Origin of the sequence: Frankia umida, from assembly GCF_023242945.1 — a bacterium.
GTDB lineage: Bacteria > Actinomycetota > Actinomycetes > Frankiales > Frankiaceae > Frankia > Frankia umida.
This window is the reverse complement of record NZ_JALKFT010000008.1, coordinates 170978-197662: the sequence shown is the minus strand read 5'-3', so window position 1 is coordinate 197662 and position 26685 is coordinate 170978. Positions and strand designations below refer to the sequence as shown.

Annotated in this window: 16 protein-coding genes; 6 read left to right on the top strand and 10 right to left on the bottom strand. The window is 72.5% G+C overall.

Features of this window, described 5'->3' with window-relative positions:
• Positions 1-49 precede the first annotated feature (49 nt).
• Positions 50-1681 carry an aminopeptidase P family protein gene (locus MXD59_RS10840; protein WP_248824562.1) on the top strand — a complete coding sequence of 544 codons (1632 nt, stop codon included), beginning with the start codon at positions 50-52 and terminating at the stop codon, positions 1679-1681.
• 244 nt (positions 1682-1925) lie between these two features.
• Here MXD59_RS10840 and MXD59_RS10835 read toward each other — a convergent pair whose 3' ends face one another.
• The gene (locus tag MXD59_RS10835) at positions 1926-2267 is read right to left on the bottom strand and encodes a histone-like nucleoid-structuring protein Lsr2 (protein WP_163547432.1); all 342 of its coding nucleotides are present in this window, start codon (positions 2265-2267) and stop codon (positions 1926-1928) included.
• A gap of 467 nt (positions 2268-2734) precedes the next feature.
• On the opposite strand from MXD59_RS10835, the gene MXD59_RS10830 reads away from it, so the two are divergent.
• Positions 2735-3271, top strand: a complete 537-nt coding sequence (locus MXD59_RS10830; protein WP_248824561.1) for a hypothetical protein — start codon at positions 2735-2737, stop codon at positions 3269-3271.
• 466 nt (positions 3272-3737) lie between these two features.
• On the opposite strand, the gene MXD59_RS10825 is transcribed toward MXD59_RS10830, so the two are convergent.
• The 4 genes from MXD59_RS10825 to MXD59_RS10810 all read right to left on the bottom strand — a co-directional run bounded on the left by MXD59_RS10825 (position 3738) and on the right by MXD59_RS10810 (position 12907).
• On the bottom strand, positions 3738-4565 hold the full coding sequence (locus MXD59_RS10825; protein WP_248824560.1) for an ABC transporter ATP-binding protein: 828 nt from the start codon (positions 4563-4565) through the stop codon (positions 3738-3740).
• A 163-nt stretch (positions 4566-4728) separates the two neighbouring features.
• Positions 4729-8817, bottom strand: a complete 4089-nt coding sequence (locus MXD59_RS10820; RefSeq protein WP_248824559.1) for a SpoIIE family protein phosphatase — start codon at positions 8815-8817, stop codon at positions 4729-4731.
• Positions 8818-8960: 143 nt separating this feature from the next.
• Entirely contained in the window at positions 8961-11687 is a 2727-nt protein-coding gene (locus MXD59_RS10815) for a bifunctional acetate--CoA ligase family protein/GNAT family N-acetyltransferase (protein WP_248824558.1), read from the bottom strand.
• Positions 11684-12907: an acetoin utilization protein AcuC gene (locus MXD59_RS10810; protein WP_248824600.1), complete on the bottom strand. Its 1224-nt coding sequence runs from the start codon at positions 12905-12907 to the stop codon at positions 11684-11686. Before MXD59_RS10810 ends, MXD59_RS10815 begins: the two co-directional genes overlap by 4 nt.
• A gap of 242 nt (positions 12908-13149) precedes the next feature.
• Here MXD59_RS10810 and MXD59_RS10805 point away from each other — a divergent pair, with 242 nt between their 5' ends.
• Complete coding sequence (locus MXD59_RS10805) at positions 13150-15144, top strand: acetoacetate--CoA ligase (protein WP_248824599.1); 1995 nt, start codon at positions 13150-13152, stop codon at positions 15142-15144.
• Positions 15145-15338: 194 nt separating this feature from the next.
• Here the strand turns inward: MXD59_RS10805 and MXD59_RS10800 are convergent, their stop codons facing one another.
• The gene (locus MXD59_RS10800; protein ID WP_163547427.1) at positions 15339-16613 is read right to left on the bottom strand and encodes an RNA polymerase sigma factor; all 1275 of its coding nucleotides are present in this window, start codon (positions 16611-16613) and stop codon (positions 15339-15341) included.
• Between the two features lie 615 nt (positions 16614-17228).
• Here MXD59_RS10800 and MXD59_RS10795 point away from each other — a divergent pair.
• Positions 17229-18566, top strand: a complete 1338-nt coding sequence (locus MXD59_RS10795; RefSeq protein ID WP_248824557.1) for an amylo-alpha-1,6-glucosidase — start codon at positions 17229-17231, stop codon at positions 18564-18566.
• A 158-nt stretch (positions 18567-18724) separates the two neighbouring features.
• On the opposite strand, the gene MXD59_RS10790 is transcribed toward MXD59_RS10795, so the two are convergent.
• From MXD59_RS10790 to MXD59_RS10780, 3 genes are all read right to left on the bottom strand, one after another.
• Positions 18725-21661 carry a vitamin B12-dependent ribonucleotide reductase gene (locus MXD59_RS10790; RefSeq protein ID WP_248824556.1) on the bottom strand — a complete coding sequence of 979 codons (2937 nt, stop codon included), beginning with the start codon at positions 21659-21661 and terminating at the stop codon, positions 18725-18727.
• A gap of 291 nt (positions 21662-21952) precedes the next feature.
• Positions 21953-22579, bottom strand: coding sequence for a transcriptional regulator NrdR (gene nrdR, locus MXD59_RS10785; RefSeq protein WP_248824555.1), 627 nt, complete (start codon positions 22577-22579; stop codon positions 21953-21955).
• 334 nt (positions 22580-22913) lie between these two features.
• Positions 22914-23372 (bottom strand): LysM peptidoglycan-binding domain-containing protein, encoded by a 459-nt coding sequence (locus MXD59_RS10780; protein ID WP_248824554.1) that lies wholly within the window; start codon positions 23370-23372, stop codon positions 22914-22916.
• Positions 23373-23682: 310 nt separating this feature from the next.
• Here MXD59_RS10780 and lexA point away from each other — a divergent pair, with 310 nt between their 5' ends.
• Positions 23683-24447, top strand: a complete 765-nt coding sequence (gene lexA / locus MXD59_RS10775) for a transcriptional repressor LexA (protein WP_163547422.1) — start codon at positions 23683-23685, stop codon at positions 24445-24447.
• Positions 24448-24521: 74 nt separating this feature from the next.
• Here lexA and hflX read toward each other — a convergent pair whose 3' ends face one another.
• Positions 24522-25982, bottom strand: coding sequence for a GTPase HflX (gene hflX, locus MXD59_RS10770; RefSeq protein WP_248810878.1), 1461 nt, complete (start codon positions 25980-25982; stop codon positions 24522-24524).
• A gap of 262 nt (positions 25983-26244) precedes the next feature.
• Between hflX and MXD59_RS10765 the strand changes: the two genes are divergently transcribed.
• On the top strand, positions 26245-26685 hold a 441-nt coding region (locus MXD59_RS10765), incomplete at its 3' end, for a DUF6597 domain-containing transcriptional factor (RefSeq protein WP_372512027.1).

Here is a 26685-nt window from a genome sequence, read left to right as displayed (position 1 = left end):
GTAAGAGGAGCACTACCCCGGGAAGCCGCACCGCCCTACCGTTATCCGTATGAGTGGCCAGCCTGACGAAAGCACACCGGCGCAGCGCGGCACGGGGGTACCCGAGGCCGCCCCGACCGGACGTGACGAGAACACCAGCACCGCCAACGGAGCGGATTCGACATCATCTCCTGGCACCGGCCAGCCGGCCGTGGATCGCGATTGGGTGCCCGGCACCGGGCGGGAACCCGGTCAGGTCAGCCACGATGAGGAACCGCATGCGGCGTTCCAGCGATTTATGGCGACCAGCTGGGCCCCCCAGGACAACGCTCTGCCATCCCGCGATGACTGCGCTCCCTACGCGGCGAAACGCCGTGCCTTGTTGGGCACCCGGTTCCCGACGGATGCGCTGGTGGTACCGACCGGCGGCCTGCGCGTCCGGGCAAACGACACGGATTATCCTTTCCGTCCGGGAAGCGACTTCTTCTGGCTGACAGGTTGTCATGAACCGGACGCGGTACTGGTTCTGCTACCGAACGCGGCCGGCGACCACCAGACGACGCTGTATGTCCCCGGCCGGTCGGACCGCTCCAGCTCCGCGTTCTACGCCGATCGCCGTTACGGCGAACTGTGGGTCGGGGCCCGGCCAGGGGTGCGCGAGACCCAGGCGGCGTTGGAGATCGAATGCCGGCCCCTGTCCGAACTCGGCGACGTCCTTGCCCGGCTGGCACCACGAAACACCAGGGTGTTGCGGGGAATCGACCCGCTCGTCGATCGCTCGGTACTGCGCTGGTCGGCGGACGGCTCGTCGGTCGATCGCGATGCCCAGCTCGCCCAGGTGCTTTCCGAGCTTCGTCTGGTCAAGGACGACTTCGAGCTCCTGGCCCTCGACGACGCCGTCGCGGCCACGGTGCGCGGCTTCACCGAGTGCGTGGGAGAAATCGGCCATGCGATGACGCTGCCGAACGGGGAACGCTGGCTGGAGGGCACCTTCTGGCGCCGGGCCCGCGTGGATGGCAACGACGTCGGATACGGCTCGATCGTCGCGTGCGGACATCATGCGACAACGCTGCACTGGGTCCGCGACGACGGGCCGGTGCGGGCCGGTGAACTGGCCCTGCTGGACATGGGGGTGGAGGGACGTTCCCTCTACACCGCCGACGTCACCCGTACGCTGCCGATCACCGGCCGGTTCACGCCCGTGCAGCGGAAGGTCTATGACGTCGTACTACGCGCGCAGCAGGCCGGGATCGAGGCGGTCCGGCCCGGGGCGTCGTTCCTGGATCCGCACCGGGCCGCGATGCGGGTCATCGCCACGGCACTCGAGGACTGGGGGCTGCTGCCGGGCGGGGCGCAGGCGTCGCTGTCCGACGATCCGCAGGCGCCGGGGGCCGGTCTGCACCGGCGATACACCCTGCATTCCACCTCGCACATGCTGGGGCTGGACGTCCATGACTGCGCCCAGGCACGTGATGAGGCCTACCGGGAGGGGACGCTGGCCGCCGGGATGGTGCTCACCGTGGAGCCCGGCCTGTACTTCCAGCCGGACGATCTGACGGTCCCACCCGAGCTGCGTGGCATCGGGGTGCGGATAGAAGACGACATCCTGGTCACCGGCCATGGAAGCCGGAACATGTCGACCGCGCTTCCGCGAACAGCGGAAGCGGTCGAAAACTGGATGGGTCAGCACCTGCCGAACTGACGGAACGAACAGAGCCGGCGACAGCCCGCGTCAACCCACGCGGGCGGCGGCACATTTTCCTGCCACACCGGCCGTTCCTGCCACACCGGTCGAGCCGGTGTGGCAGGAACACACCCTGGAAAACCTGACTGGCAGGTCCAGGGCCAGCGAGGCGCGCGACCCGCGGTCGAATACCGCGGGCGCGACGGGTACTACGAGGTCCACTGCTTCGAGCCTCGACCCGGAAAAGTGGGCAAGGCCGGGATCAGTGAGCCTTGTCGTACGCCTCGACGATGTTGGAGGCGATACGGCCACGGTCACTCACCGTGTATCCGTTGCTGCGCGCCCACTCACGAATGTCAGCGGTGCGGTCGGTTCCACCGGTACGCCGCGAAGCGGTACGCACGCCACGGCGGGTGCCCGCCGCGCGACCGCCGGAACGGCGTGCCGCGGTGACGAACGGAGCCAGGGACTCGCGCAACTTCGTCGCGTTCTTCTCCGACAGGTCGATCTCATACTGCGCACCGTCGAGTCCGAAGCGGACAGTCTCGTCGGCCTCTTCTCCACTGAGATCGTCAATCAACGAGACGATGGTCTTCTGAGCCATGCCACTCTCCTTCAGGTCAGCGAACCGCAGAACTCACGCGTCTAGTATTACCACGAGAACACCAGGAACTGTCACGCGCGGATGGACGGAGTCGCGAACTCGGGCCACCGAACACCAAGACACGGTCTTGCGCTCGGCGGTGTGGCGCTCGGAGTGCGCAACCCAAAGCCGGGCGCCAACGCCGGCCCGATAGGAAGTGATCATGTTCTGCGAATCACACCTTCCGCGCCGAAACGCGGACCGCAAGCGGACAGTTGGGCGACCGTCGACCGCCCGGCGAGCATGCCCGCCGACCTTGGGACACCGATCGTGTTCGTCTACCGACTCCGCGGACGATTGCCAGGCAATCGACGGCCATGAGCCGGTCGGTACTTTGGGGCGCCGGCGCCGGGAGGGGAACCGACCGGTACGAATGCCTTTGGAGATCGGCGCGGTGGATGAGTACGCCTGATTCCGGCGCGGACCCTATGCCTGCGCGCACGGAGGAGTACCCACGGACGTGGGTGTTGGACGCCGCGAACGTGATTGGCGCGGGCGCCGATGGCTGGTGGCGCGACCGGCCAGGTGCCGCCCGGCGGCTGCTGGCCGCCATTTCGGCGTGGATCGACAGCCCGCCCGGCGGGAGCGGATCGCCGCGGGTGCTTCCCACTCGGATCGTCGTTGTTCTGGAGGGCGCGGCCCGCGCCGGCCACCCGGCCGGTCCGGTCGCCCGATCCACCGGCCCGGGCGACGCCAGCACCGGAAGTGACGTGACAGGTAGTGCGGACGTGACGGGTGGTGCGGTGGGGGCCGGCGGGAAATCCCCGACGGCTCCCGTGGCACGGCCGATCCTCGAGGTCGTCCACGCGTCCGGTCACGGGGATGACGCCATCGTGGCCGCCGCCCGCGAGGCCGGCCCGGAGGTCCTGGTGACCACGTCCGACCGTGCCCTCGCCGAGCGGGTGCGGGCGTTCGGCGCCCGGACCCACGGTGCGCGGTGGCTACGCGACACGATCGGCCTGTGAACAGATCAATCAGGACATATCAGGATTCTGACGGCGTCCCGGCGGACAGCGCCCGCGAGTTCACCGGGTATTCGCGATGGCCGGCCGCGGAGCCCTGTACGACGTTCAACGCCGCGGGGAGCACACAAACCCTGGCATCGGTCAGCTGGTGGCCATACGGCCTTGCTGGAGGCCTTTACCGTCATGGGAGCCGACGACTTCGACAGGGGTGCGACCGGGCGGCTTCTGATCACCCGTGGTCAACCGGGCGTCCCGTCATGGTGATACCCGAGACATCGGGGCGGTCCCGCCGCCAGCCGCGCCGGCACCGAGCGGAGGCCACGGCGATTCCCAGCCGGTGACGGCGCGATTCCCGGACGGCGACGGCACCACCGCGAGACGGTGCCGGCCCGGCTTCGGGGTCGCCGCAGGGCGGCTTCGGGGTGGGGACGGAACGGGCCTTCTCGGGATGGGGACCGAGCGGCTCTCAGACGGCGGCGGAGACGGCTCGCCGACGCGACGGTGGGCCAGCCGTCAACCGGGCGGAATAACGCCCGGCGGCCACGGAGACGTCCAGGGGAATGCCGAAGCAGTCCGACAGTCGTGCGGCGGTGAGCACCTCGGCCACCGGCCCGGCGGCCCGGACCTGGCCGCCGCGGACCAGCAGGGCATGCGTGACCCCCACCGGAATCTCCTCGACGTGGTGGCTGACGAGCACCGAGACCGGGGCGGCGGGATCGGCGGCGAAACGGGTCAGCCGGCGCAGCAGCGCCTCCCGGGCGCCGAGGTCGAGCCCGGAGGCCGGCTCGTCCAGCAGAAGCAGTTCGGGATCGGTCATCAGGGACCGGGCGATCAGCACCCGCTTGCGTTCGCCCTCGGACAGCGTGCCGAACCGCCGATCGCGTAGTTCCCGGCAACCGAACTGGGTGAGCAGCGTCGCGGCCCGGTCGAGATCGACCTGGTCGTACTCCTCATCGGCGCGGCCGAGCACCGACCAGCCCGCCGTGACCACCGCGTCGAGCACCCGCTCCTCGCGCGGAGGCGTCTCGACCAGCGCCGGACTCACCACACCGACCCGATAACGCAGGTCGAGCAGGTTCACGGTGCCCAGGCGATGGCCGAACAGCTCCACCGAACCGGCGGTGGGAAACAGCCGCCCGGAGGCGATCTGCAGCAGCGTCGTCTTGCCCGCCCCGTTGGGCCCGAGCACAACCCAACGTTGCCCGGCCGACACCTCCCAGCTCACGTCCCGCAGCAGGAAAGTCCCGTCGCGCACGACGTTGACGTGGTCAAGGCGCAGCACCGCGTCCGACATGACCCTCACGTTACGCGACCCGCTCCACCCCGCGGCGGCAGGTCAGCTCCGACCCCGCCACACCGGCCCGCACTCCCGATCGGACCACCTGCCCGTGCCCGACCGGGCCGCCCAGCCAGGCTGTCAGCCGGGCTGGGCTGTCAGGCCGGGCAGGGCGGGCCGCTCAGCCGGCTGCCGGGTCGACGAGATCGATCTCCGCCCACACCACCTTGCCGTCGGCGATCGGTCGCACGCCATGGCGCACGGCGAGCCGGGAGACCAGGTCAAGCCCGCGTCCGGCCTCGTCGTCGACGGCGGCGAGGCGCCGCCGGGGCAGCCGTCCACCGCCGTCCGCGACCTCGACGACCGCGCGCGACCCGAGCATCCGCAGCCGCACGCTCAGCGGCGGTCGACCGTGGCGAACGGCGTTGCTGGCCAGCTCCGAGAGCACCAGCACGACGACGTCCACAAGCTCCCGGTCGAGCCGGGACTCCTCCAGTGTCAGCCGGGCCTGGGCGCGAACGGCACGTAGCCCGTCCGGACCATCCACGTTGACGTCGAGCAGGGTGGGTCCGGCCACCGGGTCGGCGGCCAGCCGGGCGAACAGCAGCGCCACACCCGGATCGTCCGGCGCCGGCTGGCCACCGCGCCCCAGGCCAGCGCAGGCCGACTCGACCAGCGCGGCCAGCGCTATGTCGGCGCCATCACCCATGCGGGCCAGTACCGCGGCCAGATCCGACACCCCGGCGTCGGCGTCGCGTCCGCCCGCGCGGACCAGTCCGTCGGTGAACAGCGCGAGCAGATAGCCCTGGCCCAGTCGCACGGTGTACTCGGTGGGGTCGGCCGACACCCCGTTCTCGGCGCGAGCCGCGCCCAGCGGCCCACCGACGGCCATGTACAGCCGCGAGACCAGGCCGTCGGGTGCCACGACCAGGGGCGGCGGATGCCCCGCACTGGCCAGCGTCAACACGCCCGTGTCCACCTCGGCGATCGCGTACAGGCAGGTGGCGGACTGCGCGTCCGGCGCGTCGGCGACCACCGCGTGCAGCAGGGCCAGCACCTCGCCTGGAGGAAGATCCAGCCGGGCGCCGGCCCGGGCGGCGGCTCGCAGCTGGCCCATCGTGGCGGTGGCCGCCACGCCCTGGCCACGGGCCTCCCCGATGACCAGCGCGACCCGGCCGGCACCCAGATCGATCACGTCGGACCACTCGCCGCCGGCGTCGCCGTCCCCGCCGCCGGCCAGGTAGCGGGCCGCCACCTGCAACCCGGCGGGGGCGTTCGGGTGACCACCGCGCAGGGTGTCGCGCAGGCGGGCAGCGCCGCCGATCGCGGCCCGGTCACGCTCGAGGCGTTCCAGGGCCACGCCGGCGCGGGCCGCGAGTTCGCCGAGGAAGACCAGGTCATCGTCGGTGTGGGGGGGTTGGGCCGCGGTGCGGGTGAGGGTGATGACCGCCGCGGTCCCCGCCTGCCCCGGCACCGCCAGCGCGACGGTGGTGTGCGCGTCGATCTGGCGCAGCCAGCGGGCCGTGTCGGCCGGCGGCTCCCAGTCGTCGGTGGCGTGGGTGACGATCCGTGCGGTGGCGGTCGCGGCGACCTCCCCCAGCGGGTGGGACGCCACGGCGAGCGCGGCCGTCCAGGCCGCCCGGGCCGCGTCGGCACCGGCGCCGGCGCCGGTCTCCACCAGCAGCGGCACCAGCCTGGGCGGCACGTCCCCCGGGGCGGTCGCCGCGCTCTCGGCGCAGGCCGCACCCCCGACCGGGGCGGCACCGGTTCCACGTGTGTCCGGGCTGGCATCCGCGGTGACCAGGTGGATCGCGCAGACCTCGGCGACCTCGGCGGCGAGCAGCCGTGCGAACGCGCGCAGGACCGTGCGGGCGTCGCCGGCGGCGGACACGGTCGCGGTGGCCCGGGTCAGCAGGTCCAGCCGGTCGTCGGCGGACTGGCGGGCCTCGCGTTCTGCCTGGGCGACATCGAGCGCACCACGTCCGGCCTCGGCGGCCACGGCGAGCCGGTCGTACGCGCCGGCCCGTCCGACCGCCCGGGCGGCGGCGGCCGCGACCGCGTTCAGGTAGGCCCGCTCGGCCGGGGTGAACGTCCGCGATGTCGGGAACCCGAAGGTGACCACGCCGATCGGCGCCCCGTCGGCGGGGACCAGCGGCAGCAGCGCCCAGGCCTGCTCACCGGTGGCCGCGACCGAGTCGGCCAGCCCGGACACGGGCCAGCGCTCGAGTAGTTCCTGCTGGTCGGACAGGAACAGCGCCCGGCCGCCGCGGACCACCTCGGCGATGGGATGCACCGCGCCCAGCGCGACGTCCGGCCACGACCAGGCCCGGCTGCCACCGCCGGGTGGACGCAGAAAGCGCAGTTCGTCGTGGTCCGCGTCGATCAGGGCGACGCCACGCGCCTGCGCCTGCACGGCCTGGCCGCCGGCGTCGAGGATGGCGGTGACCACCTCGTCGACGGTGTCGGCACCGGCCAGCGCGACCGCGAACCGGCTGCCGGCCTCGAGGCGATCGTCGGTAGCCGCCACCTGCCGCGCGGCCTCGTCGGCCAGCCGCTGCGTCGCCGCCGCCTGATCTTCGGCGGTCTGCACCCGTTGGCTGGCCGCGGCCGTCTGGTCGGCGGCCTGCTCGGCCTGGCGTTCCGCGGCCACCGCACGGGATTCGGCGGTCCGCGCCCGTTCGTCGGACTGTTCGGCCCGCAGATCGGCGGCCTCCGCGCGACCGACCGCCGCCTCGGCGCGCTCGTCGGCGGCCTGCGCCCGCGTCTGCGCCTCCTGCACCCGCTGGTCGGCCGAACTCGCCTGTTCGACGGCGGATCCGGCCTGCTCCTGGGCCGCGGCGAGCTGTGCCGCCGTCTCCTGGGCCTGGCGCCGCACGGTCTCCAGCTGCCGTTGCGCCTCGTCCACCTGTTCCTGGCTGGACGTCGCCTGCTCCTCGGCGATGCTCGCCCGCTGCTCGGCCGCGTCGACCCGCTGCTCGGCGGTGTCCGCCCGCTGCTCGGCGGTGTCGGCCCGCTGCTCGGCGGCATCGGCCCGGCTCTCAGCCGCGTCCGCCCGGCTTTCGGCCGTCTGTGCCCGCCCGAGTGCCGCCTCGGCCTGCTGGCTGGCCTCGGCGCGGCTGGCCTCGGCGGCCCGCGTCGCGCTGAGATCACGCACCAGCCCCAGCCATTCGACCGGACGGCTCTCACCCAGGGCCACCGGCAGCACCCGCGCCAGCATCGTGGGCGCCGGAGCCGACGGTGTCGGCCCGCCCGTGGACGCGGCGCCATCAGCGCCGCCCGTGCCACCTGTGCCGCCCGCGGCGGAGTCGTCCGGCCGTACCGGGGCGGGTGCCAGCCGGAACTCGGCCTCGAACGGGGCGCCCTGCTCGAGTGCGCGCTGCCAGCGGCGGGCGACCTCGTCACGGTCGTCGGGATGCACACCCGCGAGCCATCCGGTACCGGCGAGTTCGCCCGGATGCTGGCCGGTCACCGACCGCCAGGCGGGCAGATCCACGTCGAGGCCGCTCTGGGCGGTCGCGTGGAACACATCGCCCCCGCCGGATTCGGCCACCGCCCGGTAGCGGGCCTCGGCCTGCCCACGGTCATGCTCGGCCGCCCGCACACCGGTCACGTCCACCGCGACGAAGGCGAGCCCGACCGGGCCGAGCTGCGGATCGCTCACCGGGAACCAGCTGGCCGACCAGGTCCGCGTCGGCGCGCCCGCCCCACCGGCGACACCCACCTCCAGGTCGATCACCGCCTCGCCGCTGCGCAGTGCCCCGGCGACCAGCGCGTCGAGTTCCTGGCCGGTGTCACCGAGCACCTCGCTGACGGTGCGTCCCAGATGCTCCCGGGCCGGACGGCGATCGAGGCGGGCCAGGCTGTCGTTGACCCGAACGAACCGGCCGGCCCGGTCCAGCAGCGCGAGCCCGACCGAGGCCCGGGCGAACAGGACGTCGAGCAGCGCGTACGCGGCGATGGCCGGGTCCACCGCGCCGGCGCCGCTGGCCGCCGCCGTCCCCCGCCCCGGACCGCTCCCACCGGCACCACCCACACCACCGACAGCGCCCACCGCCTGCCCACCAGCACCGAGGTCACCGCCGCCGAGGAGGTCAGCGCCGTCTCGCGACACCATCGGCCATCCCGGCGGCAGGACGGGCACATCCCGACCGCCGGCGCGGCCGGGCCCGGTGGGCGACGAGGCGGCCGACGAGGAGGAGGCGGCCGCCGCCGCTGACGCCGCGGCGGAGATCGAGGGCGCCGCCACCGGATCCGGCTCGGGGTTACCCACGGGCACCCGTCCGATCGACCCCGGACCGGGTCCCCCGGACCCGATCACATCCATGGCCCGAACCGGCCATCCGGGCTCGCGGTGGGGACCCCCGAATGCTCCGGAAGCCGGCCAGACGGGGGGCTGCTCGGAGTGCGGCGACGTCATGGGAGACGATTGTGGCCGGTGTGACCATGTTGTGCAGAACCGCCCCAGGTCGGCGCCGGTCCGGCGGCGGGCGGCAGCGCCTCGGGCACGGGGCGCCGCGGGTTGACGGTGGGCGCCGCGCCCTCCTCGACCGGCAGGGCCGGCGTCCAGAAACGACGTGGCCCGACGTCTGCCCGGGGTACCGACGGCCCGATGACGATCTCGGTGGACAGCACGGTCAGCCCCACCGTCGACACGACGACCGGATCGAGCGTGAGACTGACCACGTCGGGCAGATCGTCGGCCAGCCGCCCCACCCGCAGGAGCAGATCCTCGAGCGCCGCGACGTCCAACGGCTGCGCGCCGTGATAGCCGAGCAGTAGTGGTGCGGCCCGCACCGTGCGGACCAGTTCGGCGGCGTCCACGTCGGTCAGCGGCAGGATGTGATGCGCACGGTCACCGAGCAGATCGGTGGCGGGACCGGACAGACCGAAGGACACCAGCGGTCCGTAACGGGGATGTTCCTCCGAGCCGACGACGACCGGCACCCCCGCCGGCGCCATCGGCTGCACGGCCAGCGGCGACCCCGGGCCGAGCTGGGCCCGCAGCGACTCCCAGGCACCACGCACGGCGGCCGCGTCGGCCAGGTCCAGGCGCTGGCCGCGCAGGTCGGGCCGGTGGCGGTAGGGCTGGGCCAGCGACTTGAGCACCACCGGGTACCCGAGCGCGTCGGCGGCCGCCACCGCCTCCGTCGCCGAGGTGACCACCGGCGCCGCGAGCACCGTGATGCCGTAGAGGGCGAGCAGCGCCGCGGCCCGCTCGTTGGAGAGTCGCCGGGACGCGCCGGGCTCACCGACCGGCGCGGCGACCTCGGGCGCGGCGAGCACGGCCCGGACGTCCTCGGCGCGTGTCGGCAGGCCGGGCAGGGTCGGCACGACACCCCCGGGCCGGGACCGCCACTCGGCGTAGCCGACGACGCGGCGTAGCGCCGCCACCGCCGCCTCCGGGGACGGGTAGGCGGGGACACCGGTCAGGCTCTCCGGGAGCGCGACCCCGCGCATCGCGGCCAGCACCGGCACCTCGATCCGCCCGACCGCCCGGGCCAGTCCGTCCAGGGCCGAGGTGGGTGAGGCGACGGGAAGCTGCACCACCGCCACGATCAGCGCGTCGGCCCGACCCGCGGCGTCGACCAGAGCGGCGGCGAACATCGCCGGGTCGCCGTCGGCGGGCAGCAGCACCTCCTCGGCGTGCAGGCCCGCGGCACCCGCGGCCCGTGCGGTCAGGCGCACCAGGGCCCGTGAGTCCCCGACGACACACACCCGCCGACCGGCAGGCAGCGGCTGCGCGGTCACCAGCAGGGCGACGTCGAAGGCCTGGGAGAGCCGGTCGACGCCGATCACACCGGCCTGGCGCAACAGGGCGTCGTCGAGCACGGAACGTCCCGAGTAGACCGTCACCACCGGCTTGCGCCGGCCCACCCGGCGGGCGAGGCGGACGAACTTGCGCGGGTTGCCGAACGTCTCCAGGTGCATGATCACCGCGTTGGTGGCGTCGTCCTCCTCCCAGTACTGGAGCAGGTCGTTGCCGCTGACGTCACCGCGGTCACCGGCGGAGACGAAGCCGGAGAGCCCCACCCCGCGTGCCGCCGCGGTCTCGATGATCGCCCCGCCGAACGGACCGGACTGCGCGTAGCAGCCGATCCGACCGGCCGGCGGCATCCACGGGACCATGCTCGCGTTCAGGCCGGCGCGCGGGTTCTGCACACCCATGCTCGCCGGCCCCACCACCCGCATGCCATCGGCGCGCGCCTCGGCGACGAGCATCTCGTCGGCGGCGTCGTCGCGCTGGTCGGTGATCACCACGATGCCCCAGACGCCGGCCAGCCCGCAGGCCGCGACGACGCCGGGCACCGCCCCCGGCGGCACGCACACCACGGCCAGGTCCACCGGCCTGGGCACGTCGGCGATGCTCGCGAAGGCCCGGATGGAGGCGACCGAGGTTCCGGCGGCCGCGGCGGCGGGGTTGACCGGGTACACCGGGCCGTCGAAGCCGCCGGCGAGCAGATGGCGCAGCACCGCGTTGCCGACCGATCCGGTGGAACGGCCCGCCCCGAGCACGGCGATCGCCCGTGGATGCAACAGCCGGCGGATGGAGGCCGCCTCCGCCCGGTGCTCGCGGGCCCGCATCACGTCGACGGACCGTTCGGTCGGCGTGATCTCGAACGACAGCCGCACCGCGCCGTAGTCGAACGTCCGCGCCACCGTGTAGCCGGCTTCGATGAACACCCGGATCATCTGCCGGTTCTCGCTGAGCACGTCCGCGTCGAACCGGCGCACCCCGCGGTCACGCGCGGCGGCCGCCAGGTGCTCGAGCAGGATCGACCCGAACCCACGGCCCTGCTGGTCGTCCTGGACCAGGAACGCGATCTCGGCCTCACCCGGCCCGGACGCCGCCCCCTCCCAGTGCGCGAGTGCGACCAGATCGTCGCCGATCATCGCGACGAGGGCGCCGCGACGACGCTGGTCGACCACGGTCATCCGGTGGATGTCCTCGTCGGTCAGGGATCGGCGGGCGGCGAAGTAGCGGTAGTAGATCGTCTGCGGGGAGAGTCTGGTCCAGAACGCCCGTAGCAGCGGCCCGTCCGAGGGCAGGATCGGCCGGATGTGCGCCGTCCCGCCGTCGGTCAGGATGACGTCGGCTTCCCATTCGGCCGGGTAGACCACCGGCGGTACGGGGTCGCTCACCGGTCGCGCGACGGGTCGAGGCCGTGCAGCGGCAGCACCTCGAGGCGGGTCCGGGCGACCGCCCGGTCCAGCGGGCTGTCCGGGTCGCCGTCACCGGCGTCCCAGGGCCGGTAACGTACGCTCGCGCCGTCCCCGAGGGTGCGCGGCATGCCGTTGACGGAGCCGACCGACTCGAGGCCGGTAGCCGCCCGGACCCGTTCCGGCGCGGCGGCGCGCCACTGCATCGGGAGCACCTCGTTGGGTTCGAGCGGATGGTGCGCGGCGATCGCGAGCAGCTGCGTCCAGGCCCGGGGCACCACCGCGTCCAGCGCGTACCCGCCGCCGCCGCAGGCCAGCCAGCGGCCCTCGCACAGATCATGGGCCAGCGTGTGCAGCGCCTCGTAGGAGGCACGCTGCCCGTCCACCGACAGCTCCAGATCGGCCAACGGATCGAGGCTGTGGGTGTCACAGCCATGCTGGGTGACGAGCACCTGCGGCCGGAACGCGCGCAGCAGCACCGGCACGACCCCGGAGAACGCGCGCAGCCAGCCCGCGTCGCGGGTGCCCGCCGGCAGCGCGACGTTCACGGCGCTGCCCGCCGCCTGCGGCCCACCGGACTCCTCGGGGAATCCGGTGCCGGGGAACAGGGTGTGCCCCGACTGGTGCAGCGAGATCGTGAGCACCCGCGGGTCGTCGTAGAACGCGGCCTGCACACCATCGCCGTGGTGGACGTCGATGTCGACGTAGGCGACCCGGTCGACGCCGGCCGACAGCAGCCAGGCGATCGCGACCGCCGGATCGTTGTAGACGCAGAAGCCGCTGGCCGCCCCGGGCATCGCGTGGTGCAGCCCACCGGCGATGGCGACCGCGTGCCGCGGCGGGCCACCCCACACCGCCCGGGCGGCGTCGAGCGTCCCACCGGTGATCAGCGCCGCGGCCTCGTGCATCCGGGCGAACACCGGATTGTCACTGCCGCCCAGCCCGAAACGGGCGGCGAGGCGGGCGTGCACCGGCTCGGGGGCGACCCGCACCGCGGCGACATAAGCCGGATCATGGACGAGTTCGAGCAGGTCGTCGGGTGCGAGGCTGGGGGCGGCCACCTGCACCCCGGCAGCGTCGAGCACACCCAGCTGCCCGGCCAGATCCATGGTCAGGCCCAGTCGCACCGGGTGCAGCGGATGCTGCGGCCCGAAGTCGTAGCGGGCCATCGCGGGATCCCAGGCCAGCAGCGTCGGCACCATCACGCCTCGACGGTAGCCCCAACGGGCGTTGTCGGGCAGCCGCACGCGGACGGTGCGGGCCGTCGGTGCGGCCGGCGAGGGCGGCGGGCGAGGTGGGTCGGGGGCGCGCACGCCGGCCGCCTCGCCGTGCGCCCGACGGAAATACCCTAGGGTCATTGCCCGTGGCAGCTGACGGATCAGTACCGCTCACAGCGACGGCCGACGGGGAGGCCCACCAGCCCGACGCCCCGTCCCGGACACCACTGGGCGCACCGCTGTGGCGTCCCTCCCCCGAACGGGCCAGGCAGGCGGTGGTGACGCACTACCGGGACTGGCTCGCACAGGAACGCGGGGTCGTCCTCGACGACGACGCCGCCCTGTGGCGATGGTCCGTCGACGAACTCGGCGCCTTCTGGGAGTCGATCTGGGAGTTCTGCGCCGCCGTCGGTGACCGCGGCCCGGGTCCGGCACTGGCCGACCCCGCGATGCCCGGCGCCAGCTGGTTCCCGGGCGCTCGGGTGAACTACGCCGAGAACGCGCTGACCCGCCGTGGCCCGGCCGCCGCCCTCATCGGCGTGCGCGAGGACGGCGCCACCGCCGTCGTGTCCTGGGACGAACTGCGCCGCCAGGTCGCCCGCGCCGCCGCGGGGCTACGCGCCCTGGGCGTCACCGAGGGCGACCGGGTCGGCGCGGTGCTGCCGAACACCGTCTACGCCGCGGTCGCGATGCTGGCCACGGCGAGTATCGGCGCGGTGTGGGCGTCCTGCTCCCCCGAACTCGGCCCGACGGCGCTGGCCGCCCGCCTGGCCCAGATCTCGCCCACGGTGCTGGTGGGCGTCGACGGTTACAGCCACCGCGGCCGCGCCTACGACACGGTGGGGGCGTTGGCCGCCGTCGCCGCGGAGCTGCCGGACCTCGCCGCGACGGTGATCGTGCCCTACCTGGCACCCGACGCCTACACCCGCGCCCGGGAGGCCGGTGTGGCGAACCTGCTCACCTGGGACGAACTGCTCGCCACCGACCCCGGCGAGCTCACCTTCACCCGCGTCGCCTTCGACACCCCCCTGTGGATCCTGTTCTCCTCGGGTACCACCGGCCCGCCCAAGGCCCTCGTCCACGGGCATGGCGGCATCCTGCTCGAACATCTCAAGGTCCTCGCCCTGCACCTGGACGTCGGCCCGGACGACCGCTACTGCTGGTTCACCACGACCGGCTGGATGATGTGGAACTTCCTCATCTCCGGTCTGCTGGTCGGCGCCACCGTGGTGCTCTACGACGGCGCGCCGGGCTATCCGACGCTCGGCACCCAGTTCGGGCTCGCCGAGGCGCTGGAGCTCACCGTGCTCGGCACCTCCGCCGCCTATCTGCACGCCTGCCGGGACGCCGGGCTGGTACCCGGCCAGAACGCGGACCTCTCCCTGCTGCGCACGATCGGGTCGACCGGCTCGCCGCTGTCGCCGTCGGGCTACGCGTGGGTGTACGACGCGGTGCGCGCGGACGTGCTGCTGTCCTCGATCAGCGGCGGCACCGACGTGTGCACGGCGCTGCTGGCCGGCCTGCCCACCCAGCCGGTGCTCGCCGGGGAGATCAGCGGCCGGGCGCTGGGCTGCGCCGCCGCGGCCTTCGACGCCGCGGGCACACCGCTGGTCGACGAGGTCGGCGAGCTCGTGGTGACCGCGCCGATGCCGTCGATGCCGGTGGCCCTGTGGGATGATCCGGATGGCGACCGGCTGCGGGAGACCTACTACGCCACCTATCCCGGGGTCTGGCGGCACGGCGACTGGGTCCGCTTCACCGCCACCGGTGGGGCCGTCATCGAGGGGCGTTCGGACGCGACGCTGAACCGGCACGGGATCCGGATCGGCGCCGCGGAGCTCTACGAGGTCGTCGAAGCCCTCCCCGAAGTGATCGACAGTGTCGCCGTGGACGTCTCGGACGCCGCGGATGACGCCGGGCTCCTGCTGTTCGTGGTGCTCGCCGAACCCGGGCTGACCGAGCGGACCGCCGAGCGGATTCGCACGGCGCTACGCACCGAACTGAGCCCCCGACACGTGCCCGACGAGATCATCGAGATCGGCGCCGTGCCACGCACCCACACCGCCAAGAAACTCGAGGTTCCGCTCAAACGGCTGCTCACCGGCGTGCCGCTGGCCGATGTGGTCAGCCTGGACGCGGTGGCCAACCCACAGGCGCTGGTGGCGTTCGCGTCGGCGGCCGCCGCCCGCCGACGGGGCGTCCGGCCGGCTCCCCCGCGGTAGCCGGCCGGGCGGCAGACAAAAAGCCGGATCTTCGCTGCTGATCAGCGAAGATCCGGCTGCCATCGGTCTCCCGGCGCCGCGGTCACCCTCCACCGCGGTTTCGGGCGGGTGCCACCCGAGACCTCGAACGCGTGCCCGCCACAGGGCGGGGATCACCTCGACCGCCGGCGGGGGGTGGCGCCGGCGGTCGGCGATCAGTCGAGGAACTCGCGCAGCCGGCCGGCGACCGCGGGCTTACGCAGCTCGCGCAGCGTGTCCCGCTCGATCTGGCGAATGCGCTCACGGGTCAGCCCCAGGCGGTTCCCCACCTCGGCCAGGGTGTGCTGCTTGCCGTCGGCCAGACCGAACCGCAGGCGCATCACCTCCCGCTCCCGCGGGTTGAGCCCACCGAGCACGTTGTCGATCTCGTCCTGCATGGCGCCGTAGGAGGCGGCGTCGGCCGGCGAGGTCGCGTCCGAGTCCTCGATGAAGTCACCGAGCACGGAGTCGCCGTCGTCACCGACGGACGTCTCCAGGCTGACCGTGTCCTGCGCGTAGCGGCGCAGTTCGACGACCTGCTCGATCGGCATGTCGAGCTCGAGCGCGAGCTCCTCGTCGGTCGGTTCGCGACCAAGTGTGGAGACGAGCTGGCGCTGCAGCCGGGTGATCTTGTTGATCTGCTCGACCACGTGGACCGGGATGCGGATCGTGCGGGCCTGGTCGGCCAGCGCGCGGCCGATGGCCTGGCGGATCCACCAGGTCGCGTAGGTCGAGAACTTGTAGCCCTTGGCGTAGTCGAACTTCTCCACCGCGCGGATGAGGCCGAGGTTGCCCTCCTGGACCAGGTCCAGCAGGGTCATCCCGCGACCGCTGTACTTCTTCGCGACGGAGACGACCAGGCGCAGGTTCGCCGAGACGAGCTGCTGCTTGGCAGCGTGCCCGTCCTTGACAAGCAGGGCCAGATCCCGGCGGAGATCCGCGGGGAGCTCGGGAACGGCCTCCAGCTTGTGCTCGGCGAACAGGCCGGCCTCGACCCGCTTGGAGAGCTCTACTTCCTGAGCGGCGTTGAGCAGCGGCACCTTGCCGATCTCGCGCAGGTACATGCGCACGAGATCCGCGGTGCCGGCGTGCTCGGCGGTGGCGCGGGTGGCGGCGGTGACTTCGTCGGCCGCTTCGCCGTCCTCCTCCTCGAGGAGTTCGACGCCAGCCGCGTTCAGCCGCGCGATGAGCGCCGGGAGCAGCTCGAGGCCGATGTCGGCGGCCTCGAGGGCGTCCCTCAGCTCGGAACGACTGATCTCGCCGGCCTCGCGACCGCGCGCGATGACATCGGCGACCGCGCTCACGTCAAGCTCGTCGATGTCATCGGACACGGCCGCCAGAGAGCGGCTGGTAGAGGTACGGGCAGAGGTGGCGGACCGGCGAGTACGCCGCGGGCTACGCGGGCGGTTCTCGTCGGTACGCTCGGCAAGGTCCAGGGCAGGCAGCGTCATCAGTGGCAAATCCGATGGTCGGTGCGGGTGGGACGTCTGTTTCCGTGCACAAGGGAGGCAACGAACGATGCTGCGGAACCATTCCCTGTGCAGGGCGCACCCGGACATCAGCGATCGCCGGGCCTACCGGCAGTGTAGACCCTGGCCTTCGAGACGCTGAACCCGCTGTCGCGAAGACTACCTGTCAGATCCCCTCGTGTGGCGTGTTCAGCGAACTATCTTGACCGTCTTGCGTGCCCGGACCCCCGTCGCGACCCCACATCTTCAACGAAGAGTAGTCCCATAATTACGGATGGCGAGAAATTTACGGCGACTGCCGCGCGCGCCACATTTCCGGTTCGCTACCGCCATCGAGCCGCTCCGGCGCGTGCGCCCCACCACAAGGTGCCGACAACTCCCCCGGACGGCGACCCCCACCCGGGCGCGCCCTCGCACCGTCCCAAAACTGTCCCGCCGCTGTCCCGGTGTCGTCCCGCGACCGTCTGGTCTCAGCATGTCGTCGGCGTGTCGGCGGCGCCACCCGAACCGGCCACGGTCCGCACCCGCCCAGGTAATGCGGGCCACACCCGGGGCGGCCTACCAAGGTGCACAGGGTGTGACGGCTACTCTCACACGATGGTTGCACCCAGCCTCCCGGCAGAGCTGGCGGCGCTACGCGAGACCGCGGTCTCGGTGCTGCGCGGCAACGACCTCGGCGACGTGACCCGGCCATCGCCGACGTTGTATCCGCACCAGTGGCTCTGGGACTCGTGTTTCATCGCGATCGGGCTGCGCCATCTCGACCCCGACCGGGCCGCGGCCGAGATCCTGTCGCTGCTGCGCGGCCAGTGGCCCAGCGGCATGATCCCCCACGTGATCTTCGCCGAGACCACGGACTTCTACCACGCCGGCCCGCAGCGCTGGCGCTGCGACCGGGTGACGACGACGGCCGGCGGCATGCAGAGCACCGGCGTCACCCAGCCACCGATGATCGCCGAGGCGGCGGTGCGGGTGGGCGAGGTGATGACCGGCTCCCAGCGGGCCGCGTTCTACCGCGCGCTCTACCCGGGGCTGCTGCGCTTTCACCAGTGGCTTTACGACGAGCGCGACCCGGACGACGACGGGTTGGTGGCGCTTGTGCACTCCTGGGAGTCGGGGATGGACAACACCCCGACCTGGATGGAGATCACCCGCCCGGCCGCACCACTGGGGGTCCGGGTACTGCGCCGCGTCAACGGCGACGACGCGCTCGACGCGCTGCGCCGCGATTCCAAGGAGGTCCCCCCGGACGAACGGCTGACCTCCGGCGACCTGTTCACGCTCTACCGGATCGTGCGCGAGCTGCGCCGATCCCACTACAACTTCCGCGAGATCCGGCGCACCATCGTCCCACTGGTACAGGACGTGGCGTTCAACGCGATCCTGGTCCGGGCGAACGAGCATCTGGCGACGATCGCGGCGGAGATCGGCGAGGTCATCCCGCCCCGGCTGCGCCGCTCGATCCGCCGTTCCCGCGAGGCCATCAGCCAACTGGCCGTGGACGGGCTTTACTACAGCCGCGACTTTCGCACCCACACACTGTTGCGGCACGAGACGATCGCCGGCCTGCTACCGCTGTACGCCGGGGTCGTTCCCGACGACCGGGTCGACGCGATGGTCAAGATGATCAGCTCGCCTCGGTACTGGTCGCGGTTCGGTGTGGCCAGCGTCCCGGTGGACGACCCGGCCTTCCTGCCTCGCTGCTACTGGCAGGGCCCGGTCTGGGTGAACATGAACTGGCTGATCGCCGACGGCCTGGAGCGTTACGGCCGCCTCGACGCCGCCGACGACCTGCGCCGCAACACCGTCGACGTGATCGCCGCGTCCGGTGCCATGTACGAGTACTACTCCCCCCTGGACGGCTCCGGCGCCGGCAGCAACCGCTTCTCCTGGACCGCCGCCCTGCTCATCGACCTGCTCGCCACCCAGCGCTGACTCGCCCACCCGCAGGTCTGAGCGTTTTTCTACAGGTCGGCCCCGCCGAGTCACTGCTGCGACCCGGCGGCGCGACGGCCCGGACATGACGCTGGTCGGCCGTCAGGATCGGCTGCCCGGGGACAGGCCCCGGGCAGCCGCGCGAGGACAGGCAGCGCTCAGCTGCAGCCGCTGGTGGAGCCGCACTGCTCGCAGACGTAGCAACTGCCGGCCGGGCGCATCGTCACACCGCAGGTGAAGCACAGCGGGGCGTCGACGACCGTCTGGGCGATCAGCGACTCACCGGGCGAAGCGAGACGCAGTTCCCGGGCCACGTACTCCGGCCCGTGCCCGTTCGCGTGCGCCACCCCGTTGCTGTGCGCGGTCGGGGTGGTCGGGGTGGTGGACGGAGCCTCGGTCACGATTTCCGGTGCCACCGCGGTCGGGGCCTCGTCGACGGGAGCGGCCGGGACGACGGAGGCGCCGTACTGGCCGGCGACGGCACGGGTGCGCTCGGCGGCGGTGGAGATGCCGAGCTCGGCGCGATGGTCGGCGTCGAGGTAGTCCAGGGCCAGGCGACGGAACAGGTAGTCCATGATCGACTGGGCGATCCGGACGTCCGGGTCGTCGGTCATGCCGGCGGGCTCGAAGCGCATGTTGATGAACTTGCTGACGTAGGCCTCGAGTGGCACGCCGTACTGCAGGCCGATGGAGATCGCGATGGCGAACGCGTCCATCACACCGGCCAGTGTGGAGCCCTGCTTCGACATCTTGATGAAGACCTCGCCGAGGCCGTCGTCCGGGTAGGAGCCTGCGGTCAGGTAGCCCTCGGCGCCACCGACGGCGAACGACACCGTCTGGGACGGGCGGGTCTTCGGCAGGCGGCGGCGCACCGGCCGGTACTCGACGTCGGCCGCGAGGGCGACGGGTGCCGCCTGCACGGCGCCCGCACCGGTCCCGGACGCGGCGGCGCTGGCGCTGGCGGCGGCCGCGTCCCGCCTGGCGCCCCTGACGTCCGTCAACGGCTGGCCGACCTTGCAGTTGTCACGGTAGATGGCCAGGGCCTTGAGGCCAAGCCGCCAGCCGGCGAGGTAGATCTCCTCGACCTCCTCGACGGTGGCCGTCGAGGGCATGTTCACCGTCTTGGAGATCGCACCGGACAGGAACGGCTGCACCGCGGCCATCATCCGGACATGCCCCATCGGGGAGATCGCCCGCTCGCCGATCGCGCAGTCGAACACCTCGTAGTGCTCCTGGCGCAGACCCGGGGCGTCGACGACGTGCCCGTGCTCGGCGATGAACTCGACAATCGCCTCGATGGTCTCCTCGGTGTATCCCAGGGCGCGCAGCGCCGCCGGCACCGTCTGGTTGACGATGCGCATGCTGGCACCGCCGACCAGCTTCTTCATCTTGACCAGGGCGAGGTCCGGCTCGATACCGGTGGTGTCGCAGTCCATCGCGAGACCGATGGTGCCGGTCGGGGCGAGCAGGCTGACCTGGGCATTGCGCCAACCGTGCTTGTCACCGACGGACTGTGCCTTCGCCCACTCCCTCGACGCGGCGGCCAGCACGCGGGTGTCCTCACCGTGCGCGGCGCGGACGGTGTCACTCGCGGCGGCGTGCTTGCGCACGACCCGACGGTGCGCGTCGGCGTTGCGGGCGAACCCGTCGTAGGCGCCGACGATGGCGGCGAGCTCGGCGGAACGGCGGTAGGCGGTGGCGCTCATCAGCGAGGTGATCCCCGCGGCGAGCGCCCGTCCGCCGTCGGAGTCGTACGCCCGGGCGCTGGCCATAAGCAGCGCGCCCAGGTTCGCGTAGCCGATACCGAGCTGCCGGTAGGCACGGGTGACCGTGGTGATCTCGGGCGTCGGGAAGTCCGCGAAGCAGATCGAGATGTCCATCGCGGTGATGATCAGTTCGACGGCGGCGACGAACGCGTCGGCGTCGAACGTCCGGTCCGGGCGCAGGAACTTCAGCAGGTTCAGCGACGCCAGGTTGCAGCTGGAGTTGTCCAGGTGGACGTACTCGCTGCACGGGTTGGACGCGCTGATCCGGCCCGTCTCCGGGCAGGTGTGCCAGTCGTTGATGGTGCCGTCGTACTGGATGCCCGGGTCGGCGCAGCCCCAGGCCGCGTCGGCGATCGTGCGGAACAGCTTCCTCGCGTCGATCGTCTCGATCGTGCGGCCGTCCAGCCGGGCGCGCAGGGCGAAGTCCTGACCGTCGACGACGGCGTTCATGAACTCGTCGGTGACCCGCACCGAGTTGTTGGCGTTCTGGTACTGCACCGAGGCGATGTCGCGCCCACCGAGGTCCATGTCGAAGCCGGCGTCGCGCAGCGCCCGGATCTTGTCCTCTTCCCGGGCCTTCGTCTCGACGAACTCGACGATGTCCGGATGGTCGACGTCCAGCACGACCATCTTGGCGGCCCGCCGGGTCGCCCCACCCGACTTGATCGTCCCGGCCGACGCGTCGGCGCCCCGCATGAAGCTCACCGGCCCGGACGCGGTGCCCCCCGAGGAAAGCAGCTCCTTCGACGAGCGAATCCGCGACAGGTTCAGCCCCGCCCCCGACCCTCCCTTGAAGATCAGGCCTTCTTCCCGATACCAGTTGAGAATCGACTCCATCGTGTCATCGACCGAAAGAATGAAACAGGCCGACACCTGCTGTGGTGCCGAGGTGCCGACGTTGAACCAGACCGGCGAGTTGAAGCTGAAGACCTGGTGGAGCAGCATCCAGGCCAGTTCGTGCTCGAAGATCTCGGCGTCGGCGTCACTGGCGAAGTAGCCGTGCTCCCGTCCGGCGGCGGTGTAGGTGAGCACGACCCGGTCGATGAGCTGGCGCAACGAGGACTCCCGGACCGGCGTGCCGATCGCGCCGCGGAAGTACTTGCTTGTCACGATGTTGGAGGCGTTGACCGACCAGAAGTCGGGAAACTCCACCCCGCGCTGCTCGAAGTTGACCGAGCCGTCCCGCCAGTTGGTCATGACGACGTCCCGGGACTCCCAGGTGACCTCGTCGTACGGATGGACCCCGGCGGTCGTCCGCGAACGGCGGATCCTCAGCCCGGACGGCCTGGCCGCCGCCTTGCTCGCCTTCGTGCCGCGGCTTTCGGTCATGACGCTCCTCGTGGTGTTCTTGTGCTCGTCGGCGCACTGCTTTTCGGCGCGGGCCGGCTCGCCATGACGCGGCGGCCGCGCTGTGTCTGAGATGCCCGCGCACCACCGACCGCGGCGGCTACTCGGCCGGCATCCCCGGACGGGCGGGCCGTAGCGGCATGGCGAATCGGGGCATACGGGATAAATCCACGTCGGCGGGGTCAGGTCGTCCCAGAACTCACCGGGGCGGACCGGCGTGGCGAGGTCGTGCTTCCAGAACTCGAGGTACGAGCGATGCGGGCCGCGGCGCGGTCAGCCGTGCTCGGCCGCGACCTCGATCAGGGGACCGGGCGCCCGCGCGCCGCCGCCCGGCGGGCCGGCGCCGTTCGGGCCGGTGCCATGGAGCGCGGAACGGGACGAGCCCACGCCGAACGGACCCTCGCCCGCCGGCTCGGCGGGACTGGCCGGGTGGGCGGCCTCGCGGCGGGAGGTGGATGTCTCCGCCCGCAACGCCGAGATCGCGTTCTCGAAGTCGGTGAGCGACTCGAAGGCGAGATACACCGACGCGAACCGCAGGTAAGCCACCTCGTCGAGCTCCCGCAGCGGGCCGAGAATCGCCCGGCCGATCGCCTCGGCGGGAACCTCCGCGGAGCCCGCGGAGCGCACCGCGTCCTCCACGCGCTGCGCGAGCAGGGCGAGATCGTCATCGCGCACCGGTCGGCCCTGGCAGGCCTTGCGCACGCCGGCGACCACCTTCGCCCGGCTGAACGGCTCAGCCACCCCGCTGCGCTTGACCACCCGCAGCGAGGCCTCCTCCATCGTCGTGAACCGACGCCCGCACGACAGGCAGGAACGCCGCCGGCGGATCGCCGAGCCTTCTTCGGCCTCCCGACTGTCGACGACGCGACTGTCCGGATGCCGGCAGAACGGGCACCGCACGCGTTGACGCCTCCTCAGCCCGGACCGGCACGACCACCCTCGACGCCACCCTCGACGCACCAGATGTTGTGCCCAACCCTAGCGCACCACACCATGACTGGGGCAACAACCCCCCGCAGTGCCACGCTGGGACACCCGTGCGCGGATGGTCCGCAACCGTCCGCGAGCACCGCCGCGCCGGCCGGGACCGTGGGATACCGGCAGGTCACCGCGACAACCGGCCGGCCGCCAGGCCGAGGACTCAGGGTGTTCGACCCGTCGGGGGTACCCGGCCGCCACGCCCCACCACGACTGACACAGCCCGCTCCAGCCGGCGTTCGCGACCGCGCCGACCTCATTCCAGCAGCAGGAACTCACCGGGCACGAGATCGGGCGAGGACAGGTGGTTGACCCGCATCAGCCGGTCGACCACGACCCCGGTGTCGGCATCGGGATCGAGCGCGACGGCGATCTCCCGGAGGGTCTCCCCCGCCACGACCAGATGCCCGCGCCGCGGCTCATCCGCCCGCACCAGCGACGCACGCGGCACCATCACCATGAGCGCGGCCGCGACACACAACGCGATGACCGCGACGACGACCACCCGACCCCGCCGGGTCAGCCGCAGCGGCGGCTCGGCGCCACCCCCGACCCGGGAACCCGCCACGACCCCGGATGCCGCCACGGCTCCGGAAGCCCCCACCGTGCCCCGGAACCCCATGGACGGATGGCACGCCCACCCGCCGGCGCCACCGCGCCGCTGGGCCCGCACCACCGCCAGATCGACGACCCGTGTCGCGTGGTCCACACTCACGACAACCTCCCGGAGCGAGCGGACAGGAGCCGGTTACGAACTCCCGTTCGATCGAACTACTGGTCGATTGTGACACGGACCCGCGGGGAGAGGAAGAGACACGCTCGAACAGACGTTTGAGATTCCGCGACCGTCCGGTTACCGTCAAGACGATCAGGTGTGGACCGGACGATCCCCCCCGGTCGCGGACACTGCACGCCGTGGCGAGGCTGGGCACCCCAGGTGACCGGCGATCGCGTGGAATCACGGTCCGCGATCCGGGGTTGCCATCCGGCCACTACGCGGTATGCGACGAGGAGAGCGGTAAGCGATGACCACCCAAAGCAGGGGAACGCGCCGAGGCGGTGCCCGCGGCAACGTGCGGCCCTTCCCGGACAACCCCGCGGACGCGCCCGGACTGACCCCCCGGCAGCGCAAGGTGCTCGAGGTCATCCGGGCGGCCGTGGAGCGGCGCGGATACCCGCCCAGTGTGCGGGAGATCGGCGAGGCCGTCGGGCTCACCAGTACCAGCAGCGTGGCGCACCAGCTGAAGATGCTGGAGGAGAAGGGCTACATCCGGCGCGACCCGAACCGGCCGCGGGCGATGGAGGTGCTCGGCGCCGACCGCCCGCGCCGCGCCGGTGGCGGTGGGAGCGCCGCGACGGTGGTGCCGGCGTTCCCCGGCGAGGCGCCGGCCGCCCCCGGTGCCGCCAGCGATCCGCAGGCGACGTACGTGCCCGTGCTCGGGCGGATCGCCGCAGGTGGGCCGATCCTGGCCGAGCAGGCCATCGAGGACGTCTTCCCGCTGCCGCGGGAGATCGTCGGCGAGGGCACGCTGTTCCTGCTGCGGGTCGTCGGCGAGTCGATGGTGGGCGCGGCGATCTGCGACGGCGACTGGGTGGTCGTGCGCCAGCAGCCGGTGGCGGACAACGGCGAGATCGTCGCCGCCATGATCGATGGCGAGGCCACGGTCAAGCGCCTGCGGGTGCGCGACGGCAAGGTGTGGCTGCACCCGGAGAACCCGAGCTTCAGTGACATCCCGGGTGAAGGCGCGTCCATCCTCGGCCGGATCGTCGCGGTGCTGCGCCGGGTCTGACGGGCGATGGCCGGCCGCCTGGGGGCGGCCGGCCAGTTCGGGTGGAGGTCAAAGCCGGGGTGCCCGGCCCCCGCTCAGGCGCGGAACATGTCGAGATCCGCGGCGAGCGCCGGTGAGACCCGAGCCGTCAGGCGCGTGCCGTCACCGGTGTGTTCCTGACTCAGAACCTCGCCGATGGCGTGAATCCGCGAGACGAGGTCACCCCGCGTGTACGGGAGCAGGACCGTGAGTTCCACGTCCGGATGTGGCACCCGCAGGCTCAGGGCCTCGACGAGCGCGTTGAGGCCGTCTCCGGTGCGCGCGGAGATGAACACCGCGTCCGGGGCGAGCTGGCGCAGTTCGGCCAGCACCGTCGGTTCGGCCGCGTCGACCTTGTTGACGACGATCAGCTCGGGTACGCCGCCCGCGTCGATGTCGTTGAGGACCTCCCGCACCGCCGAGATCTGCCCGGCCGGATCCGCGGCGGAGCCGTCGACCACGTGCAGGATGAGATCGGCATCGGCGACCTCCTCCAGAGTGGAGCGGAACGCCTCGACGATCTGGTGCGGCAGGTGACGGACGAACCCGACCGTGTCGGTCAGGGTGAACGCCCGCCCGTCGGGCAGGGTCGCCCGGCGCACGGTGGGGTCAAGGGTGGCGAACAGCGCGTCCTCCACCAGCACTCCGGCACCGGTGAGCCGGTTGAGCAGCGAGGACTTGCCGGCGTTGGTGTAGCCGGCGATCGCCACCGACGGCGCCTCGCCGCGGCGCCGCGACGAACGCTTGGTCTCCCGCACGGTCGACATCTCGGCCAGGTCACGACGTAGCCGGGCCATCCGCGCCCGCAGCCGACGCCGGTCCGTCTCGATCTTGGTTTCACCGGGGCCGCGGGTACCGATCGGTGCCCGACCACCGCCGCTGGCGGCGGCCCGGGACATGGATTCACCCCAGCCACGCAGCCTCGGCAGCATGTACTGCAGCTGGGCGAGTTCGACCTGCGCCTTGCCCTCTCGGGACGTGGCGTGCTGGGCGAAGATGTCGAGGATCAGCGCCGTACGGTCGATCACCTTGACCTTGACGATCTCCTCGAGCTGGCGGAGCTGGCCCGGGGTGAGCTCACCGTCGCAGATCACCGTGTCGGCGCCGGTCGCGGCGACGACCTCGGCCAGCTCCCGCGCCTTGCCCGAGCCGACGTAGGTCGCGGCGTCCGGCCGGTCGCGGCGCTGCACGAGGGCGTCGAGGACGGCCGAACCCGCCGTCGTGGCCAGGGCCGCGAGCTCCGCCATGGACGCCTCGGCCGCCCGCAGCGAGCCCGACGTCCACACCCCGATGAGCACGACCTGCTCCAGTCGGAGCTGCCGGTACTCGACCTCGGTGACATCTTCGAGTTCGGTCGCCAGGCCCGGCACGCGGCGCAGAGCCACGCGATCCGCCAGGTCGAAACCATCACCCGAATCGGCGAAGAAACCAGAAAGCGCCGCCGTATCGTCGTCGGCGAGTTCGATGAGTGATCTGTCCATAGTGGACGCATCCAGGGCGTCGGCAGGAAGTGTCATACCATCCGTTCTCAACGCGGCCCGCTGCCGCGGCATTCCGCGTCGCTTCGTTTGGCCAGGTCACGCGCGTGTGCGGCGACCATCGGAGGGGCTGCGCGACCCGCGTACCGCGGGCGGCGGTCGTCCTTCCGTCGTCTGCCAGGGTCCCACGCCGACGCGGCGATCGCGAATGGTTTCGGGCGGATCTCCGGCGGTGTTCGATCCCGGTCGATGCTCTGTGCTAAGCCGCCGGTCGGCCGAGATGGCGCGTAGCGTCGGGCTCGTGTATCGCGAGCGCCGCGCCGTCGGGCTGCCGGCCACCGTCTGGATCGCCCGATCGGACCGGCCCGATCGGGCGATCCACGCCGGCCCGGGCGGTCAGGTCGGCGAGGCGCACCGGGTGCTTCCCGACGGCGGCATCGACATCATCTGGAGCTCGGATGGCCGGCTGATCGTCGCCGGTCCGGATACGGCCGCCACCGTCGTGCCCTGGGCATCCGGGGTCCACCACGTCGGCGTCCGGTTCGATCCCGGTCACGGTCCGGCCCGGCTGGGCACCCCGGCCGCGGCGCTGCGCGACGGCCGGATCGACCTGGCCGCGCTGTGGGGCGACGGCCCGGCCCGGCGGCTCGCCGACCAGGTCGCCGCCGCCGGGCCGCCGCCCGCGGCCCCGGGGGGGGGCCGCCCGGCCGCCGGGGGCGCCCGGGGACCCGCTGCGGCGGGG